General features: G+C 64.2%; 22 protein-coding genes. 6 read left to right on the top strand and 16 right to left on the bottom strand.

Annotated elements, in window-relative coordinates:
• The 7 genes from tcmP to NKJ93_RS30660 all read right to left on the bottom strand — a co-directional run.
• Positions 1 to 450: three-Cys-motif partner protein TcmP (tcmP, locus tag NKJ93_RS30630; protein ID WP_352592971.1), on the bottom strand; the 450-nt coding region annotated here is incomplete at its 3' end.
• A gap of 143 nt (positions 451 to 593) precedes the next feature.
• Positions 594 to 1,055 carry a MarR family winged helix-turn-helix transcriptional regulator gene (locus NKJ93_RS30635; protein WP_023718174.1) on the bottom strand — a complete coding sequence of 154 codons (462 nt, stop codon included), beginning with the start codon at positions 1,053 to 1,055 and terminating at the stop codon, positions 594 to 596.
• Positions 1,052 to 1,636: an amino acid synthesis family protein gene (locus tag NKJ93_RS30640; RefSeq protein WP_023718173.1), complete on the bottom strand. Its 585-nt coding sequence runs from the start codon at positions 1,634 to 1,636 to the stop codon at positions 1,052 to 1,054. Before NKJ93_RS30640 ends, NKJ93_RS30635 begins: the two co-directional genes overlap by 4 nt.
• Positions 1,629 to 2,504, bottom strand: a complete 876-nt coding sequence (locus NKJ93_RS30645) for a UPF0280 family protein (RefSeq protein ID WP_352548076.1) — start codon at positions 2,502 to 2,504, stop codon at positions 1,629 to 1,631. The genes NKJ93_RS30640 and NKJ93_RS30645 overlap by 8 nt, the downstream gene beginning before the upstream one ends.
• Entirely contained in the window at positions 2,504 to 4,045 is a 1,542-nt protein-coding gene (locus NKJ93_RS30650; RefSeq protein ID WP_352484339.1) for a 6-hydroxynicotinate reductase, read from the bottom strand. The genes NKJ93_RS30645 and NKJ93_RS30650 overlap by 1 nt, the downstream gene beginning before the upstream one ends.
• Positions 4,042 to 6,795: a molybdopterin-dependent oxidoreductase gene (locus tag NKJ93_RS30655; RefSeq protein WP_352548074.1), complete on the bottom strand. Its 2,754-nt coding sequence runs from the start codon at positions 6,793 to 6,795 to the stop codon at positions 4,042 to 4,044. The genes NKJ93_RS30650 and NKJ93_RS30655 overlap by 4 nt, the downstream gene beginning before the upstream one ends.
• Positions 6,795 to 7,655, bottom strand: coding sequence for an FAD binding domain-containing protein (locus tag NKJ93_RS30660; protein WP_352548072.1), 861 nt, complete (start codon positions 7,653 to 7,655; stop codon positions 6,795 to 6,797). The genes NKJ93_RS30655 and NKJ93_RS30660 overlap by 1 nt, the downstream gene beginning before the upstream one ends.
• Before the next feature lie 272 nt (positions 7,656 to 7,927).
• On the opposite strand from NKJ93_RS30660, the gene pncA reads away from it, so the two are divergent.
• Positions 7,928 to 8,527: a bifunctional nicotinamidase/pyrazinamidase gene (pncA, locus tag NKJ93_RS30665; protein WP_023718168.1), complete on the top strand. Its 600-nt coding sequence runs from the start codon at positions 7,928 to 7,930 to the stop codon at positions 8,525 to 8,527.
• A gap of 40 nt (positions 8,528 to 8,567) precedes the next feature.
• A complete protein-coding gene (locus NKJ93_RS30670) occupies positions 8,568 to 9,995 on the top strand; it encodes a sodium:proton antiporter (protein WP_023718167.1) in 1,428 nt (475 codons plus the stop codon).
• Here the strand turns inward: NKJ93_RS30670 and NKJ93_RS30675 are convergent, their stop codons facing one another.
• From NKJ93_RS30675 to gcvA, 8 genes are all read right to left on the bottom strand, one after another.
• On the bottom strand, positions 9,996 to 10,715 hold the full coding sequence (locus NKJ93_RS30675; protein ID WP_352484342.1) for an ABC transporter ATP-binding protein: 720 nt from the start codon (positions 10,713 to 10,715) through the stop codon (positions 9,996 to 9,998).
• On the bottom strand, positions 10,708 to 11,436 hold the full coding sequence (locus NKJ93_RS30680; protein WP_023718165.1) for an ABC transporter ATP-binding protein: 729 nt from the start codon (positions 11,434 to 11,436) through the stop codon (positions 10,708 to 10,710). Before NKJ93_RS30680 ends, NKJ93_RS30675 begins: the two co-directional genes overlap by 8 nt.
• Complete coding sequence (locus NKJ93_RS30685) at positions 11,433 to 12,395, bottom strand: branched-chain amino acid ABC transporter permease (protein ID WP_352592974.1); 963 nt, start codon at positions 12,393 to 12,395, stop codon at positions 11,433 to 11,435. Before NKJ93_RS30685 ends, NKJ93_RS30680 begins: the two co-directional genes overlap by 4 nt.
• Positions 12,392 to 13,273 carry a branched-chain amino acid ABC transporter permease gene (locus NKJ93_RS30690; protein ID WP_023718163.1) on the bottom strand — a complete coding sequence of 294 codons (882 nt, stop codon included), beginning with the start codon at positions 13,271 to 13,273 and terminating at the stop codon, positions 12,392 to 12,394. Before NKJ93_RS30690 ends, NKJ93_RS30685 begins: the two co-directional genes overlap by 4 nt.
• Positions 13,274 to 13,359: 86 nt before the next feature.
• A complete protein-coding gene (locus tag NKJ93_RS30695; RefSeq protein ID WP_023718162.1) occupies positions 13,360 to 14,664 on the bottom strand; it encodes an ABC transporter substrate-binding protein in 1,305 nt (434 codons plus the stop codon).
• 163 nt (positions 14,665 to 14,827) lie between these two features.
• Entirely contained in the window at positions 14,828 to 16,276 is a 1,449-nt protein-coding gene (locus tag NKJ93_RS30700) for a hypothetical protein (RefSeq protein ID WP_352592977.1), read from the bottom strand.
• Positions 16,277 to 16,452: 176 nt separating this feature from the next.
• The gene (gene pncB / locus NKJ93_RS30705) at positions 16,453 to 17,757 is read right to left on the bottom strand and encodes a nicotinate phosphoribosyltransferase (protein WP_352484344.1); all 1,305 of its coding nucleotides are present in this window, start codon (positions 17,755 to 17,757) and stop codon (positions 16,453 to 16,455) included.
• 192 nt (positions 17,758 to 17,949) lie between these two features.
• On the bottom strand, positions 17,950 to 18,924 hold the full coding sequence (gcvA, locus tag NKJ93_RS30710; RefSeq protein WP_023722516.1) for a transcriptional regulator GcvA: 975 nt from the start codon (positions 18,922 to 18,924) through the stop codon (positions 17,950 to 17,952).
• Positions 18,925 to 19,105: 181 nt separating this feature from the next.
• On the opposite strand from gcvA, the gene speB reads away from it, so the two are divergent.
• From speB to NKJ93_RS30730, 4 genes are all read left to right on the top strand, one after another.
• On the top strand, positions 19,106 to 20,167 hold the full coding sequence (speB, locus tag NKJ93_RS30715) for an agmatinase (RefSeq protein WP_023722517.1): 1,062 nt from the start codon (positions 19,106 to 19,108) through the stop codon (positions 20,165 to 20,167).
• Between the two features lie 138 nt (positions 20,168 to 20,305).
• Positions 20,306 to 21,115: a transporter substrate-binding domain-containing protein gene (locus tag NKJ93_RS30720; protein WP_352592981.1), complete on the top strand. Its 810-nt coding sequence runs from the start codon at positions 20,306 to 20,308 to the stop codon at positions 21,113 to 21,115.
• Positions 21,116 to 21,121: 6 nt separating this feature from the next.
• Entirely contained in the window at positions 21,122 to 21,790 is a 669-nt protein-coding gene (locus NKJ93_RS30725) for an amino acid ABC transporter permease (RefSeq protein ID WP_352548064.1), read from the top strand.
• Entirely contained in the window at positions 21,787 to 22,434 is a 648-nt protein-coding gene (locus NKJ93_RS30730; RefSeq protein WP_023722520.1) for an amino acid ABC transporter permease, read from the top strand. Before NKJ93_RS30725 ends, NKJ93_RS30730 begins: the two co-directional genes overlap by 4 nt.
• A gap of 16 nt (positions 22,435 to 22,450) precedes the next feature.
• On the opposite strand, the gene NKJ93_RS30735 is transcribed toward NKJ93_RS30730, so the two are convergent.
• Entirely contained in the window at positions 22,451 to 23,854 is a 1,404-nt protein-coding gene (locus NKJ93_RS30735) for an MATE family efflux transporter (protein ID WP_352592983.1), read from the bottom strand.
• Positions 23,855 to 23,909 lie beyond the last annotated feature (55 nt).

Here is a 23,909-nt window from a genome sequence, read left to right on the forward strand (position 1 = left end):
AAGACCCAGTTCGCCGTCGTCTTCGGCGAAAGGTTCGTCAGCCAATGACGAAACCGGCCTCGCGCACAGAATTCCTGACAGTTCCTTCAGCGCGCGTAGCCGTTTCTCGCAAGCCTCAACCCGCTCGGTTTCGATGTCTCCGATATATACCGCGGAGAATGGCGTTTTGCTGTCGGCGCTCTTTTTCCAGGCGGCAACCACACCGCCATCAATAAATTCGCTGGTACCGCGAATCCTGCACCTGCCTGGTCCACAGAACGGATCAATCAGAGTTGCGCCAGCTTTTCCCTGGTCGAGCCATTTCGATCGAACACCGCGACTGATGTCGACATAGCGACATAGATACTCATGCTTGGTTTTGGCCCAAGCGCCGACCACCTCTACAGGCGATCCATCGTCGCCTTCAATAAGCTCCCCCACCAACGCCCCCGTTTTGATCGATCCAACCACCTTTAGTGTCAATCGACAAGCGAGGAGCTAACCACATCCTCCTAAGGCACCCCCCGACTGATACGCCGCCACCCTTCCCATTTCATGTGGACGAGCAAGCTAAGCCTTGCCAAGTCAGGCCATTCTCTCGTGGCAGCGCCGCCCTAAGCCAGCTTGGCCAGCAGCTTCATGAAAATGGCCGCCTCCTTGGCGGAAAGCGGCGCCAGCGTTTCCTGCGTAATCTCGCGGGCAAGCGGAATCAGCCTCTCGATCGCGTCGCGCCCCTCGGCCGTCAGATTGACCAGCAGGCGCCGTTTGTCGACTTCGTGTTTGCTAAGTTCGACAAAGCCTCGCGCTTTCAGCCGGTCGATGACACCTTTCACCGTCGCCGCATCCATGGCGATCAGGCTGCCAAGCTGGTTCTGCGAGGTCTCGCCGACGTCGCGCAATTTGGCCAGGGCGGCAAATTGCGGCGGCGTCAGATCGGCGATGTGTGCGGCGAAGATCGAGACATGGCGCTGGTGCGCCTTGCGCAGGATAAAGCCGACCTGCTCCTGCAAGCGATAGTCGTTTTCGTCAGGCTCCTCGGCCTCGACCAGCTTGAGCAGATTGTCTTCGGCGCTCACCTCAGCCCATCCCATGCCTTGATGTCCTTGGCAGCCAGCCCGCCCATGCGGTCATGCACGCGCGGGCCGCAGGTCATTGCGAGGCAAAACAGGATCTCGTCGGGACGCGGGCCATCGCTGATGCCGATTTCCATGGCATCGAAATGGCTGCGCACATAGGCCGCGTTGATGTGGCCGAGCGGCACATCGAGCCGCGCGCCGAAGCCGCCGACCTTCTTCGACGACGGCACGATCGACTTGGCGTCGCCAAGCCGTTCGCGCATGGCATAGCCGCCCGGCACATGCCACAGCGCGCCATGCTCCAGCTCGCCCGCCGCGCCGACGATGGCACCCTTGCCGTAACCGTCGATCTGTTTCACGTCGCCGCCCAATGCGGCAATGAGCCTGTCGGAGAGCAGCAGCCCGAGCGGCTTCAAATCCTCCATCGCGCTCTGCAGTTCCTCGACGTAACGGCCGGCGAACGGGTTCTTCACCACAGCCATGGCCGCGGCGCGGCGCCGCGGCACCTTCGCCACCGGCCCGCCTTCGTGAAAAATCTCTTCGGTCAGCACGGCGATCTTGCGGATCGGAAACTCAGGCATGAGCAATTTCCCTCTCTAAAACTTTGTTGGCGAGCGCCATCGGACCTGCGATGCGCACCTGACCGCCGAGGAAAAGCGCCGCGGCGGCAATCAGGCCGCGCCGCCGAAACTCCTCGGCAACGGCAAATCCGCTTTCCAGCGCAATAGCGATTTCAGCGGCGGAAAGCGGCCCCACGCCCTGCGTCACCAAACGGTCGCCGAGATCGCTGTCCGGTGCGAGATCGTGCGCCCGTATGCGCCTAACGGCCGGATGACCGGGCACGTCGACGGCGTTGGCGATCAAGGTCGCGGCGGCATCGGCTTCAGCACCCGTCCGCGCCAGCACCGTGACCGCGTCGGCGATGCCGAGCGAAAACGAACGGCCGCGCCAGCCGCTTGTCGCGACACCGCGGATCCCGTCTTCGGCGCGGATCGTGAGACGGTCTGCCAGCCCGTGACCTGTCCCGGCAATGGCAAGCGTCATCGACTGGCCGTGGCCGAGATGGATCGCGCTGTCGCCGCCATTGTTGACATAGGCGCGCTCGAGCCGGCGGCCGGCAAGCAGAGCGCCAAGCACTTCGTCGGCTACCGAGCCGGCGACGGCCGCCATCGGCGTGATGAATTGTTTCGCTAGCGGAACGACCGCCGCTTCCATGCGACGTGCCGTCGGGCCGACAAACATGCGAGGACGCAGCGGCGCCTGGCGACGCAGTTCGGGCAACTCTTCGACCAGTTCGGGCAGGATTGTCTGGAAGCGCGTTGCCGCCTGATGATAGGCGGCGCGGCATTCGCTCGCCTCGCCGAAGGCCTCGACGATCAGATCGATCGGACCATGATTGAGGTGAAGCCTTCGGCCGTCCTCGAGCCAATGCGCCTGCGGGCCGTTCATCACCCTGCCCCATTTGTCGTCGCGCGCCGCAGCTGCACCAGCGGCGGCCAGGGATTGTCGCGAGGTGCGGCCTTGCCGCGGCGCGGGTTGAGATACTCGCCGCCCTTGGCCAGGATATCGTCGACGCTGCGGATTTCGGCTTCATAGCCGCCGAGCCTGACATAATCGTCGCGGCGCATGGTGAATTCGATGGGCGCCACCAGCGCCGGCGTCGGGACATAGCCGAAGGCGCCTTCCGGCACGCGGATGACGTCGACCATCAGCGTGATGCCGCCGCCCGGCCAGACATAGACCGGCGCGCCGCCGACCGTCACATAGGTCTTGAGGCCCTGCACCGAGCGGGTCAGATTGACCGGGTTCTCGGTGACGCCGGCGCGCAGCGAGCCGCCGGCGCCGCCGACGAAAAGCACGGTGCAGAGCGCCGGCTCGCAATTGTCCTCGATCAGTTCAACCGACTTCCGCAGCCGCTCCGGGAACGGTTTCTGCACCGGCTTCAATTCGTCGTCGAGCTCGTAATAGGCGAATTGCTCACCGGTGGTCGAGACCATCAGCAGCGACATGCCGGGGCGCGCACCCTTTTTGGCGCTCCATTCACCAAGGATCGACAGCGGGTCGGAGATATTGGTGCCGCCCCAGCCGAGGCCGGGCTCCGACACCTTGAAATAGCGGCCCGGCGTCGAACGGCGGCCGATGATCTTGATGCCGGTATCCTGCCAGCCAAGCACCTTGCCCGCCTGATGCTCGGAGACGACGCCGGTGATGTGGTCGTCGACCACCACCACCTCGTCGACAAGGCCGCGCCACTGGGTGGCGAACATGCCTATGGTGGCCGAACCGCAGCCGACGCGCATGCGCTGCTCAAGTTTGCCGTCGATGACAGGCGGTTTGCCGGCTTCGACGATGACGGTGGCGCCGCCGTCGATGACGAGCTCGACCGGCTTGCGGTTGCACAGCCTGAGCATGGCATCACAGGTGGCGCGCCCTTCAGCCTTTGAGCCGCCGGTCAAATGATGCACGCCGCCCAGCGACAGCATCTGCGAGCCGTATTCGCCGGTGGTGACATGGCCGATCGCCTCGCCTTCGGCACGGACCGTTGCCGTTTCGGGGCCGATATGACGGTCGGTGTCGATCTTCACCTTGACGCCGCAATAGGAGAAGATGCCCTCGGTGACGACGGTGACCAGATCGACGCCCTCGACCTCCTGGCTGACGATGAAGGGCGCCGGCTTGTAGTCGGGATAGGTGGTGCCGGCGCCGATCGCGGTGACGAAGCGGCGGCCGGTGTTGACCAGTTCGCCGTCCCAGCCCTTGCCTTCCTCGGCAAAGGGCACGACCGCGCCGCCTGTCTCGGCCGCGTGGTCGAGGATGGTCAGCGGATCCATCCGCACGATCCTGCCGCCAACATTGCCGTAGCGATCGCAGGCGCCGGTGCGGCCATCGGCGATGTAGCACATGACCGGACAGGCATCGCACCGGATCTTCTCCGCCACCAGCTTCTCGCCGGGATCGTGTGTCTCGAAGCGTTCGGCAAGCTCGCTCATCGGCGCGCCTCCTTGTCGAGGATGGCGGCGCGGATGCGGGTCGGAGTCGCCGGAATCTTGGTGACCACCACACCGGCGGCATGGCGTATGGCGTTGAGGATCGCCGGCGCCGTCGGGATCAGCACATGCTCGCCCAAACCCTTGGCGCCGAAGGGTCCTTCCGGATCCGGAACTTCTATCAAGATGGTCTCGATCGGCGGCACGTCGCCGATCGTCGGGATCAGATAGTCGTGCAGGTTTTCGGTGCGGCCGGGGATGTATTCTTCCATCAGCGCCATGCCGATGCCCTGGGCGATGCCACCCTCGATTTGGCCTTCGGCAAGCAAGGGATTGATGGCCTTGCCGACATCGTGCGCGGCGGTGATTTTTATCAGCTTCACGGTGCCGAGCCTGAGGTCGACCTCCAGTTCGGCGATCTGGGCGCCATAGCCATAGACGGCGTAAGGCTTGCCCTGACCTTTTGCATCGAGCGGCTGCGTCGGCGGGTCGTAGCTTTCCTCGGCCCGGAAGACGAATCCTTCGGCGTCTGCCTTCAGCGAGGAAAGATCGATGCGGCGCGTCGCTTCGCCTTCCCCGATGCTCAGACTTGTGCCGTCCAGCGCAATCGCCGCCTTTTCCGAGACATTGGCGAAACGCAAGATCTCATCGCGCAAGGCGCGGCCGGCCTTTTCGGCGGCCTTGCCGGTGACGAAGGTCTGGCGCGAGGCCGATGTCTTGCCGGCGTCGGGGGTGATCGCCGTGTCGGCGCCTTTCAGCCGGAGCTTTTCAAGCGGAAGCCCCAACGCGTCGGCGCAGATCTGCGCGATGACAGTGTTCGAACCTTGCCCGATATCGACCGCCCCCTGATGCAGGACGACTTCACCCGATACCGAGATGCCGACCTTGACGGTCGACGGATTGGGCAGCGAGGTGTTGCCGCAGCCGTACCAGCAAGAGGCCACGCCGACGCCGCGTTTTTTGATGCTGCTACCGGCATTGAACGCTTCGGCATCACGAAGGGCACGCCGCCAATGTGAGCGGAGGGCCTCCAGGCAGTCGGCGATGCCGACGCCTGACTCGAGCCGCTGCCCGGTAACTGTTTCGGATCCGTTCCGAAGGCAGTTCTTCAGGCGAAAGTCGAGCCGGTCCATGCCTAGCTTGTCGGCCAACTCGTCATAGAGGGTCTCCTGCATGATCGTCGCCTGCGGCACGCCGAAACCGCGAAAGGCGCCGGCAATCGGGCCATTGGTGTGGATGGCGCGGCCTTCGGCGCGATAGTTCGGCGTCGCATAGGGGCCGGAGGCGTGCACCGGCACGCGGTTGGCGACCGTCGGCCCCCAGCTGGCATAGGCGCCGGTGTTGAAATCGCCGGCGAAGACCATGCCGGTGACGCGGCCGTCGGCATCGGCGCCGATGCTCGCTCTCATCCGAGCGGGATGGCGCTTGGTGGTCGAGATCATCGATTCGGTGCGGGTATAGGCGAGTGCCGCCGACCGGCCGGTTTTCATGGCGACGAGGCCGATGAGCGGTTGCAGCGAGACATCGAGCTTGGAGCCGAAGCCGCCGCCGGTGGCGGTCGGCACGATGCGCACCTTTTCCGGGGCAAGGCCGAGCACTTTTGCCGTGTCGTCGCGGTCCATATAGGGGGCCTGCGTGCAGGCGACGACGACCAGCGTATCGCCGTCCATGAAGGCATAGCCGGCTTCCGGTTCGATATAGGCATGCTCGACATAGGAGGTGTCGATGGCGCCGGAAACGACGAAAGCCGCACCGGCAAGGGCGGCCTCGGGGTCGCCACGCTCGACGAAGCCGGAGGTGAGCAAGTTCGAGGGCCGGTTTTCATGGACCAGTGACGCACCGCCGGCCTGTGCTTCGCAAGGCTCCAGAAAATGCGGCAATTCGGTCCAACTGACAGGAAAATCGGCAAGGTCGAGATCGACGATGGCCTCGCGTTCGCCGGCAACCAGCGCCACCGCCTCGCCGCGAAAGCGCGAAAATGCTTCGGCCAGCGCCGGCTGGTCGGCGAAGGGCGCGATGACGCCGAAACAATTCTTTCCCGGAATGTCGGCGGCGGTAAAGACGCCGGCAATGCCGGGACGGGATTTCACCCAGCCATCGAGATCGCCGAAGCTGAAGGCCGCATGATAATGCGGCGAGCGGATCACCAGCACCGACAGTGCATCCATGGGAAAGGAATCGCCGCCGAATTTTTCGACGCCGGTGACTTTCGGCACGCCATCGAGGCGGATCGGAGAGGAGCCGACGGCATGGCCGGACAATGGCATGCGCGGATCGAGACCATCGGCGTGGCGCCAAGCATCCATCACCGCGGCGACGATCTTGCGGTAGCCGGTACAGCGGCAGAGCACGCCGCCCAGCGCATCCTGCGTTTCGGCCTCGCTCGGGTAAGGCGTCCTGTCCAGGAGTGCCGTTGCGGCGACCAGCAGGCCGGGCGTGCAGGCGCCGCATTGTGCTGCGCCATGGCTGAGAAACGAGGCCTGCAGCGCCGACAGCCTGCCATCGCCGAGACCTTCGACGGTCGTCACCACGGTGCCGGAGGCGGAAGCCGCCGGCATCAGGCAGGCGCAGACCGGCTCGCCGTCGACCAGCACCGTGCAGGCGCCGCAATCGCCGGCATCGCAGCCGATCTTGGTGCCGGTCAGCCGCAGCTCGTCGCGCAGCACCGCGGACAGCCGTCGCACCGGCGGTACGCAAACGCTGACGGCGGCGCCGTTGACCTCGAAGGCGATGTCGGCGCGCTCCATGCCCATCAGGCCGCCGCCCTTTCGCCGGGAATAGCGCCCATCGCACCAAGCACGGCGCGGACGACGATCTCGCGCGCCGCATCCAGCCGGTATTCGGCGCTGCCGCGCACGTCGCCGATCGGCGACAGCTCGTCCATTGGCGCGGATTGGATGGCAGTGGCCAGCGCGGGGCCGACCGGACGGCCGCGCAGCGCCGCCTCGACGCCCGCCAAGCGCCTGGCGACGACCGAGCAGGACCCGACGGCGACGACCGCGTTCCTGACGATGCCATCTTCGATGGCCAGGCGTGCGGCGGCCATGGCGATGGAGATGACGAGATAACGCCGTGCGCCAAGCTTCACGAAGGCGGAGCTGCCGGCGGTCGCGGGTTTGGGAATGCGGATTGCCGTGACCATTTCGCCGGGCTGCAGAGCGGTGCGACGGTTGCCGAGGATGAATTCTGCAAGGGGCAGATGCCGGGTCGCCACCGAGGAACGCAGTTCGACCTCGGCGTCGAGCACCAGCAGCGCCGGCACGCCGTCGGCGGCCGGCGAGGCATTGCAAAGATTGCCGGCAATCGAGGCAACGTTCTGGATCTGCACCGAGCCGACTTCCCGCGCCGCCTGCTTCAGCGCGTCGAAAGCCGCCGGCAGCGGATGGCGGACGAGATCGGTCCAGGTGGTGCGCGCGCCAACGAGCCAATGGTTCTCGGCTTCGGCAATGCCGCGCAATGCCGCCAAGCCATTGATGTCGAGGACATTGTCGCGGAAAGGCTTGCTGCCCTGTGCCGGATAGAAGTCGGTGCCGCCGGCGAGGATGCGCCATTGTCCTTCGCCCAGCAAAGCGAGGGCGTCGTCGACCGTGGTGGGTTTTGCGTAACGGATCACGCTTTGCCTTCCCAGAATGGACTTCCCGAGAGGGGATCCTGCCGAAAGATTTTCCCGAGCATGCAAGGCAGGAAATTCATTCGTATGCAAATGATATCAAGCCGGCAGGAATTGTCAAAGCCAGAGTTTGCACGGCTATGGGCACCGGTGCGCCCGGAACGCATTTGTTATGCCGTGAGAGGTTGACGCAGCCGGCCATCTGGTCAAGTTTCTGCGTCCGGTCGCGTTTTCATTGGAGCCTAAGCTCAAGACCAAGAAAATAAGGAGGCTCCATGGCCGACGAAGCGCTTGTCGTCATCGACCTGCAGAACGATTTCTGCCCGGGTGGCGCCCTGGAAGTGGCTGGCGGCGACGAAATCGTGCCGTTGGTCAACGACCTGATCCGGCGGACCGAGCACGTCCTGCTGACGCAGGACTGGCACCCTGCCGGCCATTCCAGCTTTGCCTCCAGCCACCCCGGCAAGCAACCGTTCGAAACGATCGATGTGCCTTATGGCCACCAGACGCTGTGGCCGGATCACTGCATCCAGGGCAGCCTGGGATCGGATTTCCATTCGGGCCTCGCCTGGAGCAAGGCCGAGCTGGTGATCCGCAAAGGGTTCCGTCCTGCGATCGACAGCTATTCGGCATTCTTCGAGAACGACCGGACGACGCCGACCGGCCTTGCCGGCTATCTTCGGGATCGGAACATCGAGACGCTGACCCTGGTCGGCCTAGCGACGGATTTCTGCGTCGCCTTTTCGGCGCTCGACGCGGTCAAGCTCGGTTTTGAGACGTCCGTGCGGCTCGACGCCTGCCGCGGCATCGATCTCAACGGCTCCGTGGAGAGGATGCTGGGCCGGATGCGCGATGCCGGCGTGGCACTGATTTGAACGTCATCCAGCCGAACCTGACAGACTTTTGAGGGGCTCCATGCGGTTTGCGGCGTTGACGGCAAGTGCTGCACTGATTGCCGCAATCTTTTCTCCGGGAGCGGTTCTCGCGGCCGAAGCGCACGAATTGCCGGGCGCCGCCATGTCGCTGTGGTGGGTGCTGCCGTTTGCCGGGCTATTGCTTTGCATCGCGACCGGGCCGTTGCTCTTCCGTCATGCCTGGGAGCACCATTACGGCAAGATTGCCGCTTTCTGGGCAGCGTTGGTGATCGGGCCGCTGGCGCTCGCCTTCGGCATCCCGTCGGCAACGCAGGCGGTGCTGCACGCGCTGCTCACCGAATACATGTCGTTCATCATCCTGTTGTTCGCACTGTTCACCATTTCGGGCGGCATCTTCGTTGCCGGCAACATCCACGGCACGCCGCTGGTCAATGCCGGGCTGTTGCTGGGCGGCGCTGTGCTTGCTTCGATCATCGGCACAACCGGCGCCTCGATGATCCTGATCCGGCCGCTCATCCGCGCCAACGACAACCGGCGCTTCAACGCCCATGTCGTCATCTTCTTCATCTTCCTGGTGTCCAACATCGGCGGGTCGCTGACGCCGCTCGGCGATCCGCCGCTGTTCGTCGGCTTCCTGCGCGGCGTCGATTTCTTCTGGACGACAGTTCACCTGTTGCCCGAGACACTGTTCGTCGCCGGCGTGGTGCTGGCGGTTTTCCTGGCGATCGACATCATCATGCATCACCGGGAGGAAGGCGCGCCGAAGATCAAGGATCCGACGCCCGACAGCAAGGTGCGCATTCGCGGCCTGGCCAACATCCCGCTGCTGGCAGGGGTGATCGCCGCGATCCTGATTTCCGCTGCCTGGAAGCCGGGAGTGAGTTTCTCTTTTCAGGGCGTCAGCCTCGAGCTGCAGAATCTGGTGCGCGACGCCGCCATCCTGATACTGGCCTTCACGTCGCTTGTCGTCTCGCCAAAGGAGTTTCGCGGCGCAAACGCCTTCAGCTGGGGGCCGATTGCCGAGGTGGCGAAGCTGTTCGCCAGCATCTTCATCTGCATCGTGCCGGTCGTCGCCATATTGCGGGCCGGCCTCGACGGCGCGCTGGCGCCGTTGGTGCTGCTGGTCAGCTCGCCGACCGGCGCGCCCGACAATCTCGCTTATTTCTGGCTGACCGGGGCGCTGTCGTCCTTCCTCGACAATGCGCCGACCTATCTGGTGTTCTTCGAGCTGGCCGGCGGCGATGCGCAGCATCTGATGACCGAGCTCGCCTCGACGCTGGCGGCGATCTCGGCCGGCGCGGTGTTCATGGGTGCCAACACCTATGTCGGCAATGCGCCGAATTTCATGGTCTATGCCATTGCCAGGCATCGCGGCATCAAGATGCCGAGCTTCTTTGGCTACATGGCGTGGTCGGGCGCCGTGCTGATCCCGACTTTCCTGCTCGCCGGCTTGCTGTTTTTTGCCTGATCAGCCGACGCCGACATAGCGGCGGACCGCCGAGGGATCAGCACGCAGTTCCTCAACGTCGACCGTCTCGCGGTTGCGGCCGTTTTCGATGAAGCAAACGCGGTCTGCGACCGAGAGCACGGCATCGACGCGCTGCTCGACAAGGATTGTCGACACGCCAAGCGCACGCAGCTTCGAAACGGTTTCGCGGATCTTGGCGATCATCGACGGCATCAGCCCTTCGGTCGGCTCGTCGAGTAGGAGCACCTGTGGTTCCAGACACAGGGCGCGGGCCATGGCCAGCATCTGCTGCTCGCCGCCCGATAGCGTGCCAGAACGCTGCCTAAGGCGCTGGCGCAGCAGCGGGAAGAGATCGAGCACGTTTTCGCGCGTCGCCTTGCCCTTGTTGCGGGCCATCAGGCCGATCTCGATGTTTTCAGCCACCGTCATCTCGGCGAACAGCCGCCGGCCCTGCGGCACATAGGCGACGCCGGCCTTGGGCACCTCGTGCGCCGGCAGGCCGGTCAATTCCCGCCCTTCGAGCCGGATCGAGCCGGCGCTTGCCGGCACCAGGCCCATGATCGCCTTCAGCGTCGTCGTCTTGCCGGCGCCGTTGCGGCCGAACAGGCAGAGCACCTCGCCCTCGCTCAAGACGAGATCGAGGCCATAGAGCACCTGGACCTCGCCATAGAAGCAATCAAGCCCGGAGATCGTCAGTGCCCTGGACTGGGCCTCAGCCATGGGTCGTCCCCAGATAGGCGTCCTGCACCGCGGCATTGGCGCGGATCTGCTCGGGCGTGCCTTCAGCTAAAATCCTGCCGGCGTTGAAGACGGTGATGCGGTCGGCGAGCTGCATGACCACCGGCATGTTGTGCTCGATCAAAAGCACGGTGGCGCTATCGGCGATCTCGCGCACCAGCTCGATGAAATTGTCGATCTCGCTGTCGGCCAGCCCTTGCGTCGGTTCGTCGAGGATCAGCAGCCGCGGCTTCAGTGCCAGCCCCATCGCCACTTCCAACAGGCGCTGGTGACCGTAGGACAACTGCCCGGCCGGCATTTGCGCCCAGTCGGCAAGTCCGGTGCGCTCGAGCGCCGCCATGACGCCGGTGTGAACCGCGCCCTTCGAGCGGCTGTCGGTCAGCGTGCGCTGCACCGGCAGGGCAACATTGTCGTAGGCGCTGAGATTGGCAAAGACGCTGGTGATCTGGAATGTATAGGCGATGCCAAGGCGAACCCTGGCGTAGGCAGGCAGGCTGGTGATATCGGCGCCGTCGAAGATGATCGTGCCCGACGAGGGCTGGATGCGGCCGCTGACCAGGCTGACGAAGGTGGTCTTGCCGGCACCGTTGGGGCCGATGACAGCGCGGATCTCGCCCGGCATCAGCGCGAAGTCGACGCCGTCGACGGCGCGCAAGCCGCCGAAACTGCGCGACAGGTCTTTGGTGGTCAAAAGCGGCATCATGGCAGCCATCCGAGCCAGCGCTGGCGAATGCTGCCGAGAATGCCTTTTGGGAAAAACAAAACCAGCAGGATCAGCGCGATGCCGACGATCAGCAGATAGGCGGAGGTGTAGCCGCTAGCGACGTCGATGACATAGTACATGAACAGCGTGCCGATCAGCGGCCCGAGCGTGGTGGCAGCACCGCCCAGCAGCACCCAGAGCAGCGGCAGGATGGAATACTGCACCGAAGCGAAGCTCGAGCCGACATAGCCGAACAGCAGCGCATAGGCGGCGCCGGAACCCGCGCAGATGGTGCCGGAGACGATGACGGCGGCGAGCTTGTTGGAAAACGTATCGTAGCCGAGCATTTTTGTCCGCTCCTCGTTCTCGCGGATGGCGACCAGCACGCGGCCATAGCCGGAGCGGACTATGGCCAGGCTTATAAGCAGCACGATCGAGAACAGCGCCAGCGCGCTCATATAGCGCACGGTCGGGTTGGTGAGGTCGAGCGACGTGCTGCCCAGGACAAGGACACGCATCGACTGCGGTACGACCATGCCCTGGTCGCCGCCGGTCCAGGCGGCGAGATAGAGGATGACGAGATAGAATACCTGAGCGAACATCATTGTTACGATCATGAAGGCGACGCCGGAGGTGCGCAGCGCCAGCAGCGCGATCACCAGCGCGAGAAGTGCGCCGCAGGCAAGCCCGGCTGCAAAGGCGGCCGATACGCTCCAGCCGAGATGAATGACGGCGAGGCCGGCGCCATAGAGCCCGGCTGAAAAAAACATGGCATGGCCGAGGCTGAGCAGCCCGACATAGCCGAACAGCAGATTGTAGCCCATGGCGAAGACCGCCAGCACCATGATGCGAGCGAGCAGGCCGTGATGGTATTCCCGCAAGACGAAGCTCAGGGCGAAAAGCAGGGCGATGACGCCGAGGTGCAGCGCATATGGCTTTGCCGGCGAAGCATCCTTCATCGCGATGCCGTCCCGAACAGGCCCTGCGGCCGGAACACCAGCACCATGGCGACGAGCAAGGTGGCGATGATCTTGGCCAGCGTCGGTGAGAAGAACACCGAGATGATGCCGTCGGAAAGGCCGATCAGCACCGCGGCGACGACCGTGCCGCGCAGCGAGCCGAGGCCGCCGATGATGACGACGATGAACGACAGCAACAGCGGGTCTTGTCCCATCAGATAGTGGGCCTGGCTGATCGGCACGATCAGCACCGCGGCCACAGCCGCCAACATGGCGCCGAGCGCGAAGACGCCGGCATAGACTCTGGTCACCGGAATGCCAAAGGCCTGCGCCGTCTCGCTGTCATATTGCGTGGCGCGCATGATGAGGCCGATTTTCGTGCGCGTCAGCACCAGCCAGGTCGCGACCAGAAGCAGCGCGGATGCGGCGATGATCGACAGCTTGTAGCCGGAATAGCCGAACCACGGCAGGAGGATGCGGTAGCTGAACGGCGGCTCCACAGGCCGCGCCTCCGGGCCGTAGAAGGTCAGCGCCAATTGCTGGATGATGTAGAGCATGCCGATGGTGGCGACGATGGTGGCTTCCGGATTGTAGTTGAGCCGGCGCAGGACCAGCCGTTCGGCGAGCAGTGCGATCAAGCCGACGATCAGCGGCGCCAGCACCAGGGCGGCCAGGAAGCCGAGCGCCGGATGGCCGGATATCGCCGTAGAAATCGCCCAGGCAAGCACCGCGCCCAGCATGAAGAACTCGCCATGCGCGACATTGACGACGCGCATGACGCCGAACACCAGCGACAGGCCAAGCGCCGTCAGCGCCAGGACGGCGGAGGTGACGAGGCCTTCGAGGGCGGCGAGGAGCAGGTGGGGTCCGAAGTGCATCGGCTAAGCACCGGCGGATGCGCGAAGCACCCCCCTCTGGCCAGAGGGGGGTGTCTTGGCGCTCACGCTTGCTGCAGCAGCCAAGCTCACAGCGCCTGCGTCGTGTAATCCCCTTCCGGCTCGTAGAGGCCGTCCTCGATCTTGGTCTTGTGGACGACATTCAGCCGGCCGCCTTCGACCTTGGAGATGTTCTGGATACCAAAACACTGGTGGATCTTGCCGTTGAAGGTTTTCGGTCCCTGCGGATGCTCGGGCCCCTCGGCGAACTCGGTCAACGCCTCGGTCGCCTCGACCAGCTTGGCGCGGTCTTCCGGGCCCTTATAGCCGGCATCCTCCATCGCCTTCTTGACGACGTAGAGCGTTTCCCAGCAGCCGAACATGTGCGCGGCGGTGGAGACGTCCTTGGGATCGCCGACAGATGCACCATTGTCGTCGATGCCGACGGCGGCACGATAGGCCTTCTGTGCAGGGGAGTCATCGGGCTGCGCATAACGTGGCGAGCCTTCCCAGAAATGGCTGCCGTCGAGGAATTCGAGGCCGGGGCTGTTGATGTCGGTGGCTTCGAGCGAATCGATGAAGCCGAACAATTGCGGCCGGTTGGAGCCGTAGAACTCGCCGAGTTCCTTGACGAAGGTGAGCACCGCCGGGCCGACCATGACGTGGTAAATCACCTCGGTCTCGGCCGGGATCTGCGGAAAATATTTGGTGAAGGAGGATTCCGTCGGCGGGATGGCGATCTGCGCGATGACCTCGGCGCCTTGCGCCTTCAGCGCCGGCGGCAGGTAGTCGCGATGATCGTAGCCGAAAGCGAAATCGGGGAATATCTGCGTCACCTTCTTGCCGGCATTGGCGGCAATCCACGGCGCCATCGACTGGATCTGGCTCTTCACGTCGGTGATGCCGGGCTGGAAGACGTAGCGGTTCAATTTGGTCGACGCGACGTGGTGACCTTCACTGACGACGAAATAGGGCATCTTGGCCTCGCCGGCGGCCGGCGCCGAGCCGATGACGACATGCGAAAACAGCGTGCCGTAGACGATGTCGGTCTTGTGCTGGGAGGCGAATTTGCCGACCACTTCGGCGCCCCGGCCGGGATCGGTGCCGTCATCCTCGATGATCACCTCGACCGGCCGGCCGTTGATGCCGCCGGCATCGTTGATCGCCTTGACCGCCGCGGCCGTGGTCTTCTCGTACCAGCGGCCATAGGCGGCGCCGATGCCGGTGCGGTGCGACTGGAAGCCGATCTTGATCGGCGCCGAGCTCTGCGCCTGGCTGTAGCGCACGAAGCCCGGCGCGACGGCAAGACCGGCGCCGGCGGCAAGGACCTTCAGCGCCGTGCGGCGGGTGAGAGCGGATCTGGAGAGATCGAAAAACCCATTCTTGTCAGTCACGGCAGTTCCCCTTGTTTTTGAGCTTTGACCAATGGCTGTAGCGAGGCGGGCCACTCTTGCTAAGAGGGCCGAAAATTGCATGTGTACAAACTAAATCACCAAAGCTCTGACGTGGCAAGCGAGCTTTCCCCAAGGTTCGATTGACGGGCATCGCGCATCTCGTTCACCCGGCGGTTGGCGTCGCAAGCAGCCACAAGCCGAAGACGGTGTAGGCGATCATCAGCGCGGTGAGCGGGAACTGGCTGAGCGCGGCGCGAGCGGGAACGGGATGCAGCCGCCCGGCCAAACCGTGGGCGACAAGCACTGCAAACATGTGACCGGCTATGATGACGCCGGCCTGGAGGTTCCACAGCCACCAGGCCGAGCCGGCGCCGGCGACGACGCCGGCTCCAATTGGCATGTCGGCGGTACCGAACAGGTTCCAGCCCAGCGCAAACGGGTCGGAGAGCGCGGCAATCGCATATTGGCCGTCGACCAGCAGCGCCGTCAGATAGTGCGCGAAGTGGTAGGCGAGCGCGATCGGCACGATCGACCGGACCAGCAGCCCTGCGGCGTGAGCGAGGGAATGCTTGCTGCCGGCAAGGTGCTGGCCAAGAAAGACGGCAAGCGCGAACACGGCCGCAAGCACAACAAAGGTCAGCACAAGGCCGAAACTGCCGATGCCGATCAAGGCGGTGCGTCCCGGAAACTCCAGCGGATTGATGCCGAACCGGCCTAGCCAGAAGAAGGTTTTCGACAGGCCGTCGAAGGATACCGACGACAGCGCAAGCAGCAGGAAAGCGACGCCGCTGAGCGACAGCGGCGCAACCTCGAGCAGCTTAGCGCCCGGCCAGCAGAGTTTGAGCCGGCCGTCCTCGTTGCGTTCGACAATGGCGAAGCGCGCCACCATCGAAAAGAACACTGTCAGGAACTCACCGCTGCGGGTCCAGCCGCGGTAGCCGAAGACCTGCATGGCCGCGAAGCTTAGCAGCCAGTAGACGCCGGCGGCCCAGGCCAGCCGCGCCGGGTCATCGGGCGCCGGGTCGATCAGCTCGAACCAGGCGAAGGCGAAGAACAGCACGAAAGCCGGCCAATAGCCGAGCCACTGGGGCGGCCGCCGTGGCTCGGTTCTGTCGGACAGGCGCGAGACGACGCGGCAAGGCCCGTACCACGGATTGAGCCACGACCAGAGATCGCCGCCGAGCCCTTGCAGCAAAGCCAGCCCAACCCAGAGCAATGTCCATACGGTCAGCGGCAGCGGATTGGAGAGCGGATCGCGGCTACCGAACAGGCCGGCGGCAATGAGAATTGCAAAGCCGGCAAAGGATATCAGGCTGACGGCAGTCCGCGCGCCGTCGCCGAAGGTGAAAAGCGGCAGGCGTTTGTGCCAGAAGCGGTCGAGGGAGTCCGGCCGCAGCAGCGCCAGGACAAGGAAACTGGCGGCGACGGCGAGCGCGCCACCGGCGAGGTAGTAGCCGGTGGGGAGGAGCAGGACGTGGCCGCGGTCGGAGGCGTGGGCGAAGGCGGGCGTGGGCAGGAATACAGGTGCAAGGGCCAGGAAGAAGGAGAACCGCGGCAGGGCTACTAGGTTATGGCAGCGCTCTACGGCACCCCCCTCTGTCCTGCCGGACATCTCCCCCTCGAGGGGGGAGATTGGCAGTTGAATCGGCCGGCGCTTTTCTTGCCTCGTTGAGGGTTGGCCAGAGCGGAGATGAGAGCCAATCTCCCCCTCTGAGGGGGAGATGTCCGGCAGGACAGAGGGGGGTGGGCGGGAACTCATGCTTTCCAAGAAATACTTCTTGTCGGCCCTCACACCTTCACCAACTGCTCCACGCGGTCCTTCTGGCCGAAAATGCGCAGATAGCGCTCGATCTCTTTCTCGTCGCCTGTCGACTTGGCCGGATTGTCGGAAAGCTTGACCGCCGGCCTGCCATTGGCCTCGGTGACCTTGCAGACCAGCGAGATGGCGTCGAGCCGGTTGGTCTCGGTCGGTGCGCAGCCTTCGAAATCATTGGTCAGGTTGGTGCCCCAGCCGAAGGACATGCGCACCTTGCCGCGGAAGTGGCGGTAGGTCTCCTCGATGGTCTCGACCTCAAGCCCGTCGGAGAAGATGAGCAGCTTCTGCTTGGGGTCCTTGCCCTTTTCGCGCCACCAGGAAATGATCTTCTCGCCGCCCTCGATCGGCGGCGCGCTGTCGGGGCGGAAGCCGGTCCAGTCGGCGACCCAGTCCGGCGCATCGCGCAGGAACGCCGCGGTGCCGAAGGTGTCCGGCAGCACGATCAGCAAATTGCCGCCGTAGTAGCGCTGCCAGTCCTGCAACACCTTATAGGGCGACTGCTTCAATTCCTTTTCCGAATTGGTGAGCGCGGCGAACACCATCGGCAGCTCATGCGCGTTGGTGCCGAGCGCTTCGAGGTCGTTGTCCATGGCGAGCAGGACGTTGGAGGTGCCGGTAAAGGCCTCGCCGATGCCCTCCTTCAACGCTTCGACGCACCAGCGCTGCCACAGGAACGAATGACGGCGGCGGGTGCCGAAATCCGAGATGCGGATGCCGGGCAGCGCCTTCAGCCGCTCGGTCTTGGCCCACATCTTGGCCTTGGCGCGGGCATAGAGCACGTCGAGCGCGAACGGCCCGAACGCCCGCATGGCCGCGCGAGATCGAAGTTCATTGATAATTGCCAGCGCCGGGATCTCCCACAGCGTCGTGTACATCCACGGGCCGCTGAAGGCGAGTTCGTATTGGCCGTCGCGCCTGGAGAGCTCGTATTCGGGCAGCCGGAAATTTTCCAGCCAGGCGAGGAATTCCGGTTCGAAGATCTGCTTGCGGCCATAGAAGGTGTTGCCGCCGAGCCAGATCATCTCTTTCTTCGAGAAGCGCAAGGTGCGGGCATGGTCGAGCTGCTCGCGCAGCTCCGTCTCGTCGATCTCCTCGGCAAGGCGGACCGAGGTGGTACGGTTGATCAGCGAGAAGGTGGCGTCGACCTTGGGATACATGCCCCAGATCATCTGCAGCATCAGAAGCTTGTAGAAATCGGTGTCGAGCAAGCTACGCACGATCGGGTCGAGCTTCCAGGTGTGGTTGTAGACGCGCCGCGCTATATCGGTCTTTGCCATCGCTCAATGCGCCTTCGCTGCTCGTTCTAGCTTTTGTCTAGCGCAATTCCGGACGGAAAACCGCTGCGCACTTTTCCTGGAATTGCTCCAAATGCCTCTTAGCATCGAATTTTTGAACGCGCCTCCCGCTTTGCGGGCTGGCCCGACAAAAAGAAGCCCCTGCGGCAAGCGGCGCCCACGGCAGTTTCGGCCTCAGGATGCGGTCTTGGCGCCGACCACCTTGAGCGCTGGACGCTTGCGGCGAAAGCCGATGCGGCCTGCCACCGGCGCGTCGGCGCGGCGATCGGCCTGCTCTTTCTCGGCAAACAGCCAGTCGATGAACAATTGCACGATCGGCGCCGACCGCATCTCGTTGCGGCAGACGACGTAGAAATCGTCGACGGCCGGCACGGAAAGGCTGAATGGCGCGACAAGCAGACCCCTGGCGAGCAGTCCGCTTGCCGTCACCGTGTCGCCGAGCGCCACGCCATGGCCGTGGACTGCGGCCTCGGTCGCCATGCGCGCGTCGCCGAGATGGTGGCGGCGGCCGCGCTCCAGGTCCAGCGCATCGGCGGCGGCCAGCCAGGTGTGCCATTCGCGGCCGTCGTCGCCATGCAGGAAGACGTGATCGGCGAGGTCGCGGACGGTGCGGATCGGGCGGTTGTTGATCAGCGTCGGGCTGACCACCGGGAACAGTTCGAGACCCGACCATTTGCGCATCCAGCAATCGGTCCAGCTGCCGTCACCATAGTGCACGCAGACATCGATATGCGGTGCGCGGACGTCCTTGGCATCATTGGATGGGATCAGCGTCAGCCGGATATCCGGATATTGCGAAGTGAAGCTGCCCAGCCGCGGGATCATCCACAGCAATAGCAGCGCCGGCACGCAGGATACCGATAGCGCGCCGGTGCTGGCCGGCCGTGTCATGCGCTGCGTGGCGGCGGCAATGCCGTCGAAGGCTGTCGACACCGCCGGCAGCAATTCGGCGCCGTGCGGCGTCAGCTTCACCCGCTGGCCGGCACGCTCGAACAGCTTGACGCCCAACGATTGCTCGAGCGCCTTGATCTGATGGCTGATGGCACCGTGGGTGACGTTCAGCTCGGCCGCCGCCTTGGTCAGCGAGGCATGGCGCGCCGTCGCCTCGAAGGCGCGCAGCGGGTTGAGCGGTGGCAAACGCTTGGCCATTTGGAACCTAAGCTCTGTGAGATTTTCTCACAGCGAACACCCTAACAATATCAATTGATTTTTCAATGCAGCTACAGGACACTTTGCCCAAGCATTGCATCAAGACGTGAAATCTGCAGGCAGCCAACGGCTGCGGCTATCGAGGCCGCCGTCCGCGCTGCACCAGCCATGGAGGACCGACATGGGTTATGACCGCGGCAAGCTCGAAGCGCTGCGCCGCAAATACGGCGAGAGCCATGGCGGCGAAATGTTCGACCCGAAATTCCAGCGTGTCGCCGACAAGATCTTCTCCAAGACCGGCACGCGGCTGGCGCCCTATTCCGGCATCCCGACCTTCCTCGCGGCGCCCTATCGTGAAATCGCCGCCGACAATCCGGATTTCGGCGATCTTCAGGTGGCGATGATCGGTGTGCCGATGGATCTGGGCGTCACCAACCGGCCGGGCGCCCGTTTCGGGCCAAGGGCGCTGCGCGCCATCGAGCGCATCGGCCCCTACAATCATGTGCTGGAATGCGCACCGACGCATGAGCTGAAAGTCGCCGACATTGGCGACGTGCCATTCCAGAGCCGCTACCGGCTGGAGACCAGCCATGACGACATCGAACGCCGCACCAACCAGATCGTCGACGCCGGCGTCCTGCCCTTGTCTGTCGGCGGCGACCATTCGATCAGCCACCCGATCCTGAAGGCTGTCGGCAAGAAGGCGCCGGTGGGCATGATCCATATCGATGCCCATTGCGACACCAGCGGCCTGTTCGACATGACCAAGTTCCACCATGGCGGTCCGTTCCGCAACGCGGTGCTGGACGGCGTGCTCGACCCGAGCCGCACCATCCAGATCGGCATTCGCGGCTCGGCCGAGTACCTTTGGGAGTTCACCTATGAGTCCGGCATGACCGTGGTGCATGCCGAAGAGGTGACCGGCCTCGGCATTCCCGCCATTATCGAGAAGGCGCGCAGGATAGTCGGCGACGGCCCGACCTATGTCTCCTTCGATATCGACAGCGTCGATCCTGCCTTCGCGCCGGGCACCGGCACGCCGGAGGTCGGCGGGCTGACGACGCGCGAAGTGCTCGAGCTGCTGCGCGGCCTGAAGGGCCTCAACATCGTCGGCGGCGACGTCGTCGAGGTGGCACCGCAGTACGACGCAACCACCAACACGGCGCATGCCGGCGCGCAGGTGCTGTTCGAGATCCTCAGCCTGATGGTCTTCAGCCCGGCAATCACCGGCAAGGCGGGCTGACGCGTTCGACCATGACCCCGAAAAAGTAGGAACCGTTTTTCGGAGACGATCATGGTCCACTAGGGAATCCAAAGGCTACCGCCGCGCTGGAGCCGGCGGTTGCACTCAAACAAACAAGCTTCCAGCAGGGGAATAAAAATGACACTTCACATGAAACTCAAATCATCCATCGCCGCCGTGCTGATGCTCGGTGCGGCCGGTCTTGGTTTCACCACCCAGGCCGTCAATGCCGACGCGATCGACGACATCGTCAAGGCCGGCGCCATCAATGTCGGCATCTTTTCCGATTTCCCGCCCTTCTCCTCGGCCAGCGCCGATATGAGCATCAAGGGCTACGACATCGACGTGGCGCAATCCATCGCCGACCAGCTCCAGGTCAAGCTCAATCTGGTCAGCGTGACCGGGCAGAACCGCATTCCGTACCTGACCGACAAGCGCGTCGACCTGCTGATGAGCGTCGGCTATTCCAAGGAGCGTGAGCAGGTGATCGATTTCGCCGCCGCCTACGCGCCTTACTACATCGCCGTCATCGGCCCGGCAGCACTTGCGGTCAAAGGCAAGGAAGACCTTGCCGACAAGTCGATCGCCGTCAATCGCGGCACGCTGGAGGACACCTCGCTGACCGAGGCAGCACCCGCCTCGGCCGACATCCGCCGCTTCGACAACTACAATTCCGTCATCCAGGCCTTCATTTCGGGCCAGACCCAGCTGATGGTGGTCGGCAACGATGTCGGCGCCCAGGTGCTCGCCCGCCAGGAGGCGCTGAAGCCGGAACAGAAATTCCAGCTTCTCACCTCGCCATCGCATATCGGCCTCAACAAGAAGGAAGACCGCCTCAAGCAAGCGGTCAACGATGCGGTTGCCAAGATGCTGGCCGACGGCAAACTGGACGAAAGCTCGAAGGCCTGGCTGAAGACACCGCTCGATCCCGCCAATCTCAAGGATTGACGGCCGGTGACCTATAGCCTCGACTTCGGCTGGCTTGCCGGGGCGACAGGGGCGATCGCGCGCGGCGCGGCCACGACGATCCTGTTGATCGCCGTGACCACGCTGGCGGGAACGTTGCTCAGCATCCTCGGCGCCGCAGGGCGGCGGAACGGCCCGCTGCTGCTCAAGCGGGCGATCGGCGTCTATGTCGAGGTGATCCGCAACACGCCGTTCCTGGTGCAGCTGTTCTTCATCTTCTTCGGGCTGCCAAGCATCGGCGTGAGGCTCGATCCCGTGCTGGCAGCCATGCTGGCGATGACGCTCAACATGGCGGCCTACACGATCGAGATCGTTGGCGCCGGACTCGACGCGGTGCCGCCCGGGCAGACGGAAGCGGCAATGGCGCTTGGGCTCAGGCCGCGCCAGGTCTTCATCAAGATCGTGCTGCCGCAGGCGCTCAAGGTGATCTATCCGGCGCTGACCAGCCAGATCGTCATCATGATGCTGGAATCCGCCGTGGTGTCGCAGATCGCGGTGCGCGAGCTGACCTATGAAGCCGACATGCTGCAGGCGCGCACGTTCCGGGCTTTCGAGACCTATTTCGTGGTGACGATGGTCTATCTCATCCTGTCGATTGGGCTGCGCCGGCTGCTGGTCGGCGGCGGGCGCCGGCTTCTTGGAGCCGGCGTGTCATGATCGAATTCACCTTCTGGGACATTCTGCGCAACCTGCTGCTGGCGGCGCGCTGGACAGTGCTCTTGTCGTTGGCCGCCTTTGTCGGCGGCGCCGTGGTCGGCATGATCGTGCTGTTCTTCCGGATCGCCAAGAATAAATGGGCGCGGCGGTTTGCCTCCGGCTACATCGCGCTTTTCCAGGGCACGCCGCTGCTGATGCAGCTGTTCCTGATGTTCTTCGGCTTGCCGATGCTGGGCCTGCGCATCGAGCCGTGGACCGCGGCGGTGCTTGGCCTGACCTTCTTTGCCAGCGCCTATCTCGCCGAGATCTGGCGCGGCGGCGTCGATGCGCTGCCGCGCGGCCAGTGGGACGCCGGCGCCAGCCTCGGCCTGCACTATCTGCAGGAACTCCGGCTGATCATCTTGCCTCAGGCGTTTTCGATCACCCGCGCCCCGACCGTCGGCTTCCTGGTGCAGCTGATCAAGTCGACCGCGCTGACCTCGATCATCGGTTTCGAGGAGCTGGTAAGGACATCCAACGCGATCAACAATGCGACCTTCGAACCGTTCAAAGTCTATGGGCTGGTAGCGCTGATCTTCTTCGTCATGTGCTTTCCGCTGACGCAATATGCGCGCTCGCTGGAACAGCGGGCGGCGGCCCGCTGAGCGGGCGACCAGCAATTCAACGCCCGAACACCAGCGGCGGCGCGATCCTGTCCCGCCGCAGCCAGCGTCCCAGCAGGAGCGCGGCGACCACCGCCAGCCCGGACGACAGGCCGATCCAGATGCCGACGCCGTTGAAGCCGAATCGGAAGGCCAGCAGCACGCCGAGCGGCAGGCCGATGCCCCAATAGCCGATTGCGGCGTAGATCATCGGCACCTTGGTGTCATGCAGGCCGCGCAGCATGCCGCTGGCCACCGCCTGCGCGCCGTCAAAAACCTGGAACAGCGCGGCAAAGGCGAGGAACGACACGGCAAGCGCCACCACCTCGGCATTAGCCGGATTGCCCAGATCGATGAAGGCGCCGATCAAGAGATGCGGCCACAGGATCATCACTAGCCCCATTAGCGCCATGAAGGAGACACCGACGACATACGCGGTCCAGCCGGCCCGGCTGACACCTTCCGGATTGCCGGCGCCGTGGGCAAGTCCGACGCGCACCGTCACCGCCTGGTTGAGGCCGAGCGGCACCATGAAGGTGATCGAGGCGATCTGGATGGCGATCGCATGGGCGGCAAGCGAAGCCGCATCGATCAGGCCCATGAGAAAGGCCGCCGCGTTGAAAATCGTCACCTCAAACGCCAGCAGGCCGGCGATCGGCAGGCCGAGCCGCAGCAGGCCCTTGAAGCGCGGCCAATCGGCCCGCCAGAAGCGTCCGAACAGACGATAGCGCCGGAATTTCTTCTCAAGCATCACCACCGCCGCCATGCCGGCGAACATTAACGTGCTGGACAGCGTGGTGGCGAGGCCGGAGCCGGCGATGCCCATCGATTGGATGCCGAGATTGCCGAACATGAACAGCCAGTTGAAAAAGGCGTTGCAGGCGACGGCAACGAAAACGATGATCAGTGCCCAGCCCGGCCGCTCCAGCGCCGAAATAAACGAGCGCAGGACGATGTAGCCGAAAAAGGGCAGCACCGCCCATTCGAGCCAGCGCAGATAGATGCCGGCCTGATGCGCCAGTGCCGGTTCCTGACCCATGGCCAGCAACACGGCCTCGCCGTGCCAGAGAAAGACCCAGATCGGAATGCAAATGAGGATCGCCAGCCACAGACCCTGGCGCACGGTGCGGCGCAGGTCGCGCACCGAGTGGCGGCGACGGCCGAGCTCAGTCGCCATCATCGGCGAGGTCGCCAGCATCAGGCCAAGTCCAAAGATCAGCGGCATGAAGTAAAGGTTGGCACCAAGCGCACCGCTGGCCAGCGTGTCCGGCCCCAGCCGCCCCATCATCATGACGTCGGTAGCGGTCATCGCGGTCTGACCGAGATTGGTCAGCACCATCGGCCAGGCGAGCGCCAGCATCGCCCTGATTTCCCGACGCCAAAGGTTTTCCGGCGCGCGAGCGTCGGCTTCGATCGCAGACATTTTTTCCGCCTATCCGATTGCGGCACGTCGGCAAGAGCCGGAAGCCGCGTCTCAG

Origin of the sequence: Mesorhizobium sp. M0028 (assembly GCF_040323855.1) — a bacterium.
Classification (GTDB): domain Bacteria; phylum Pseudomonadota; class Alphaproteobacteria; order Rhizobiales; family Rhizobiaceae; genus Mesorhizobium.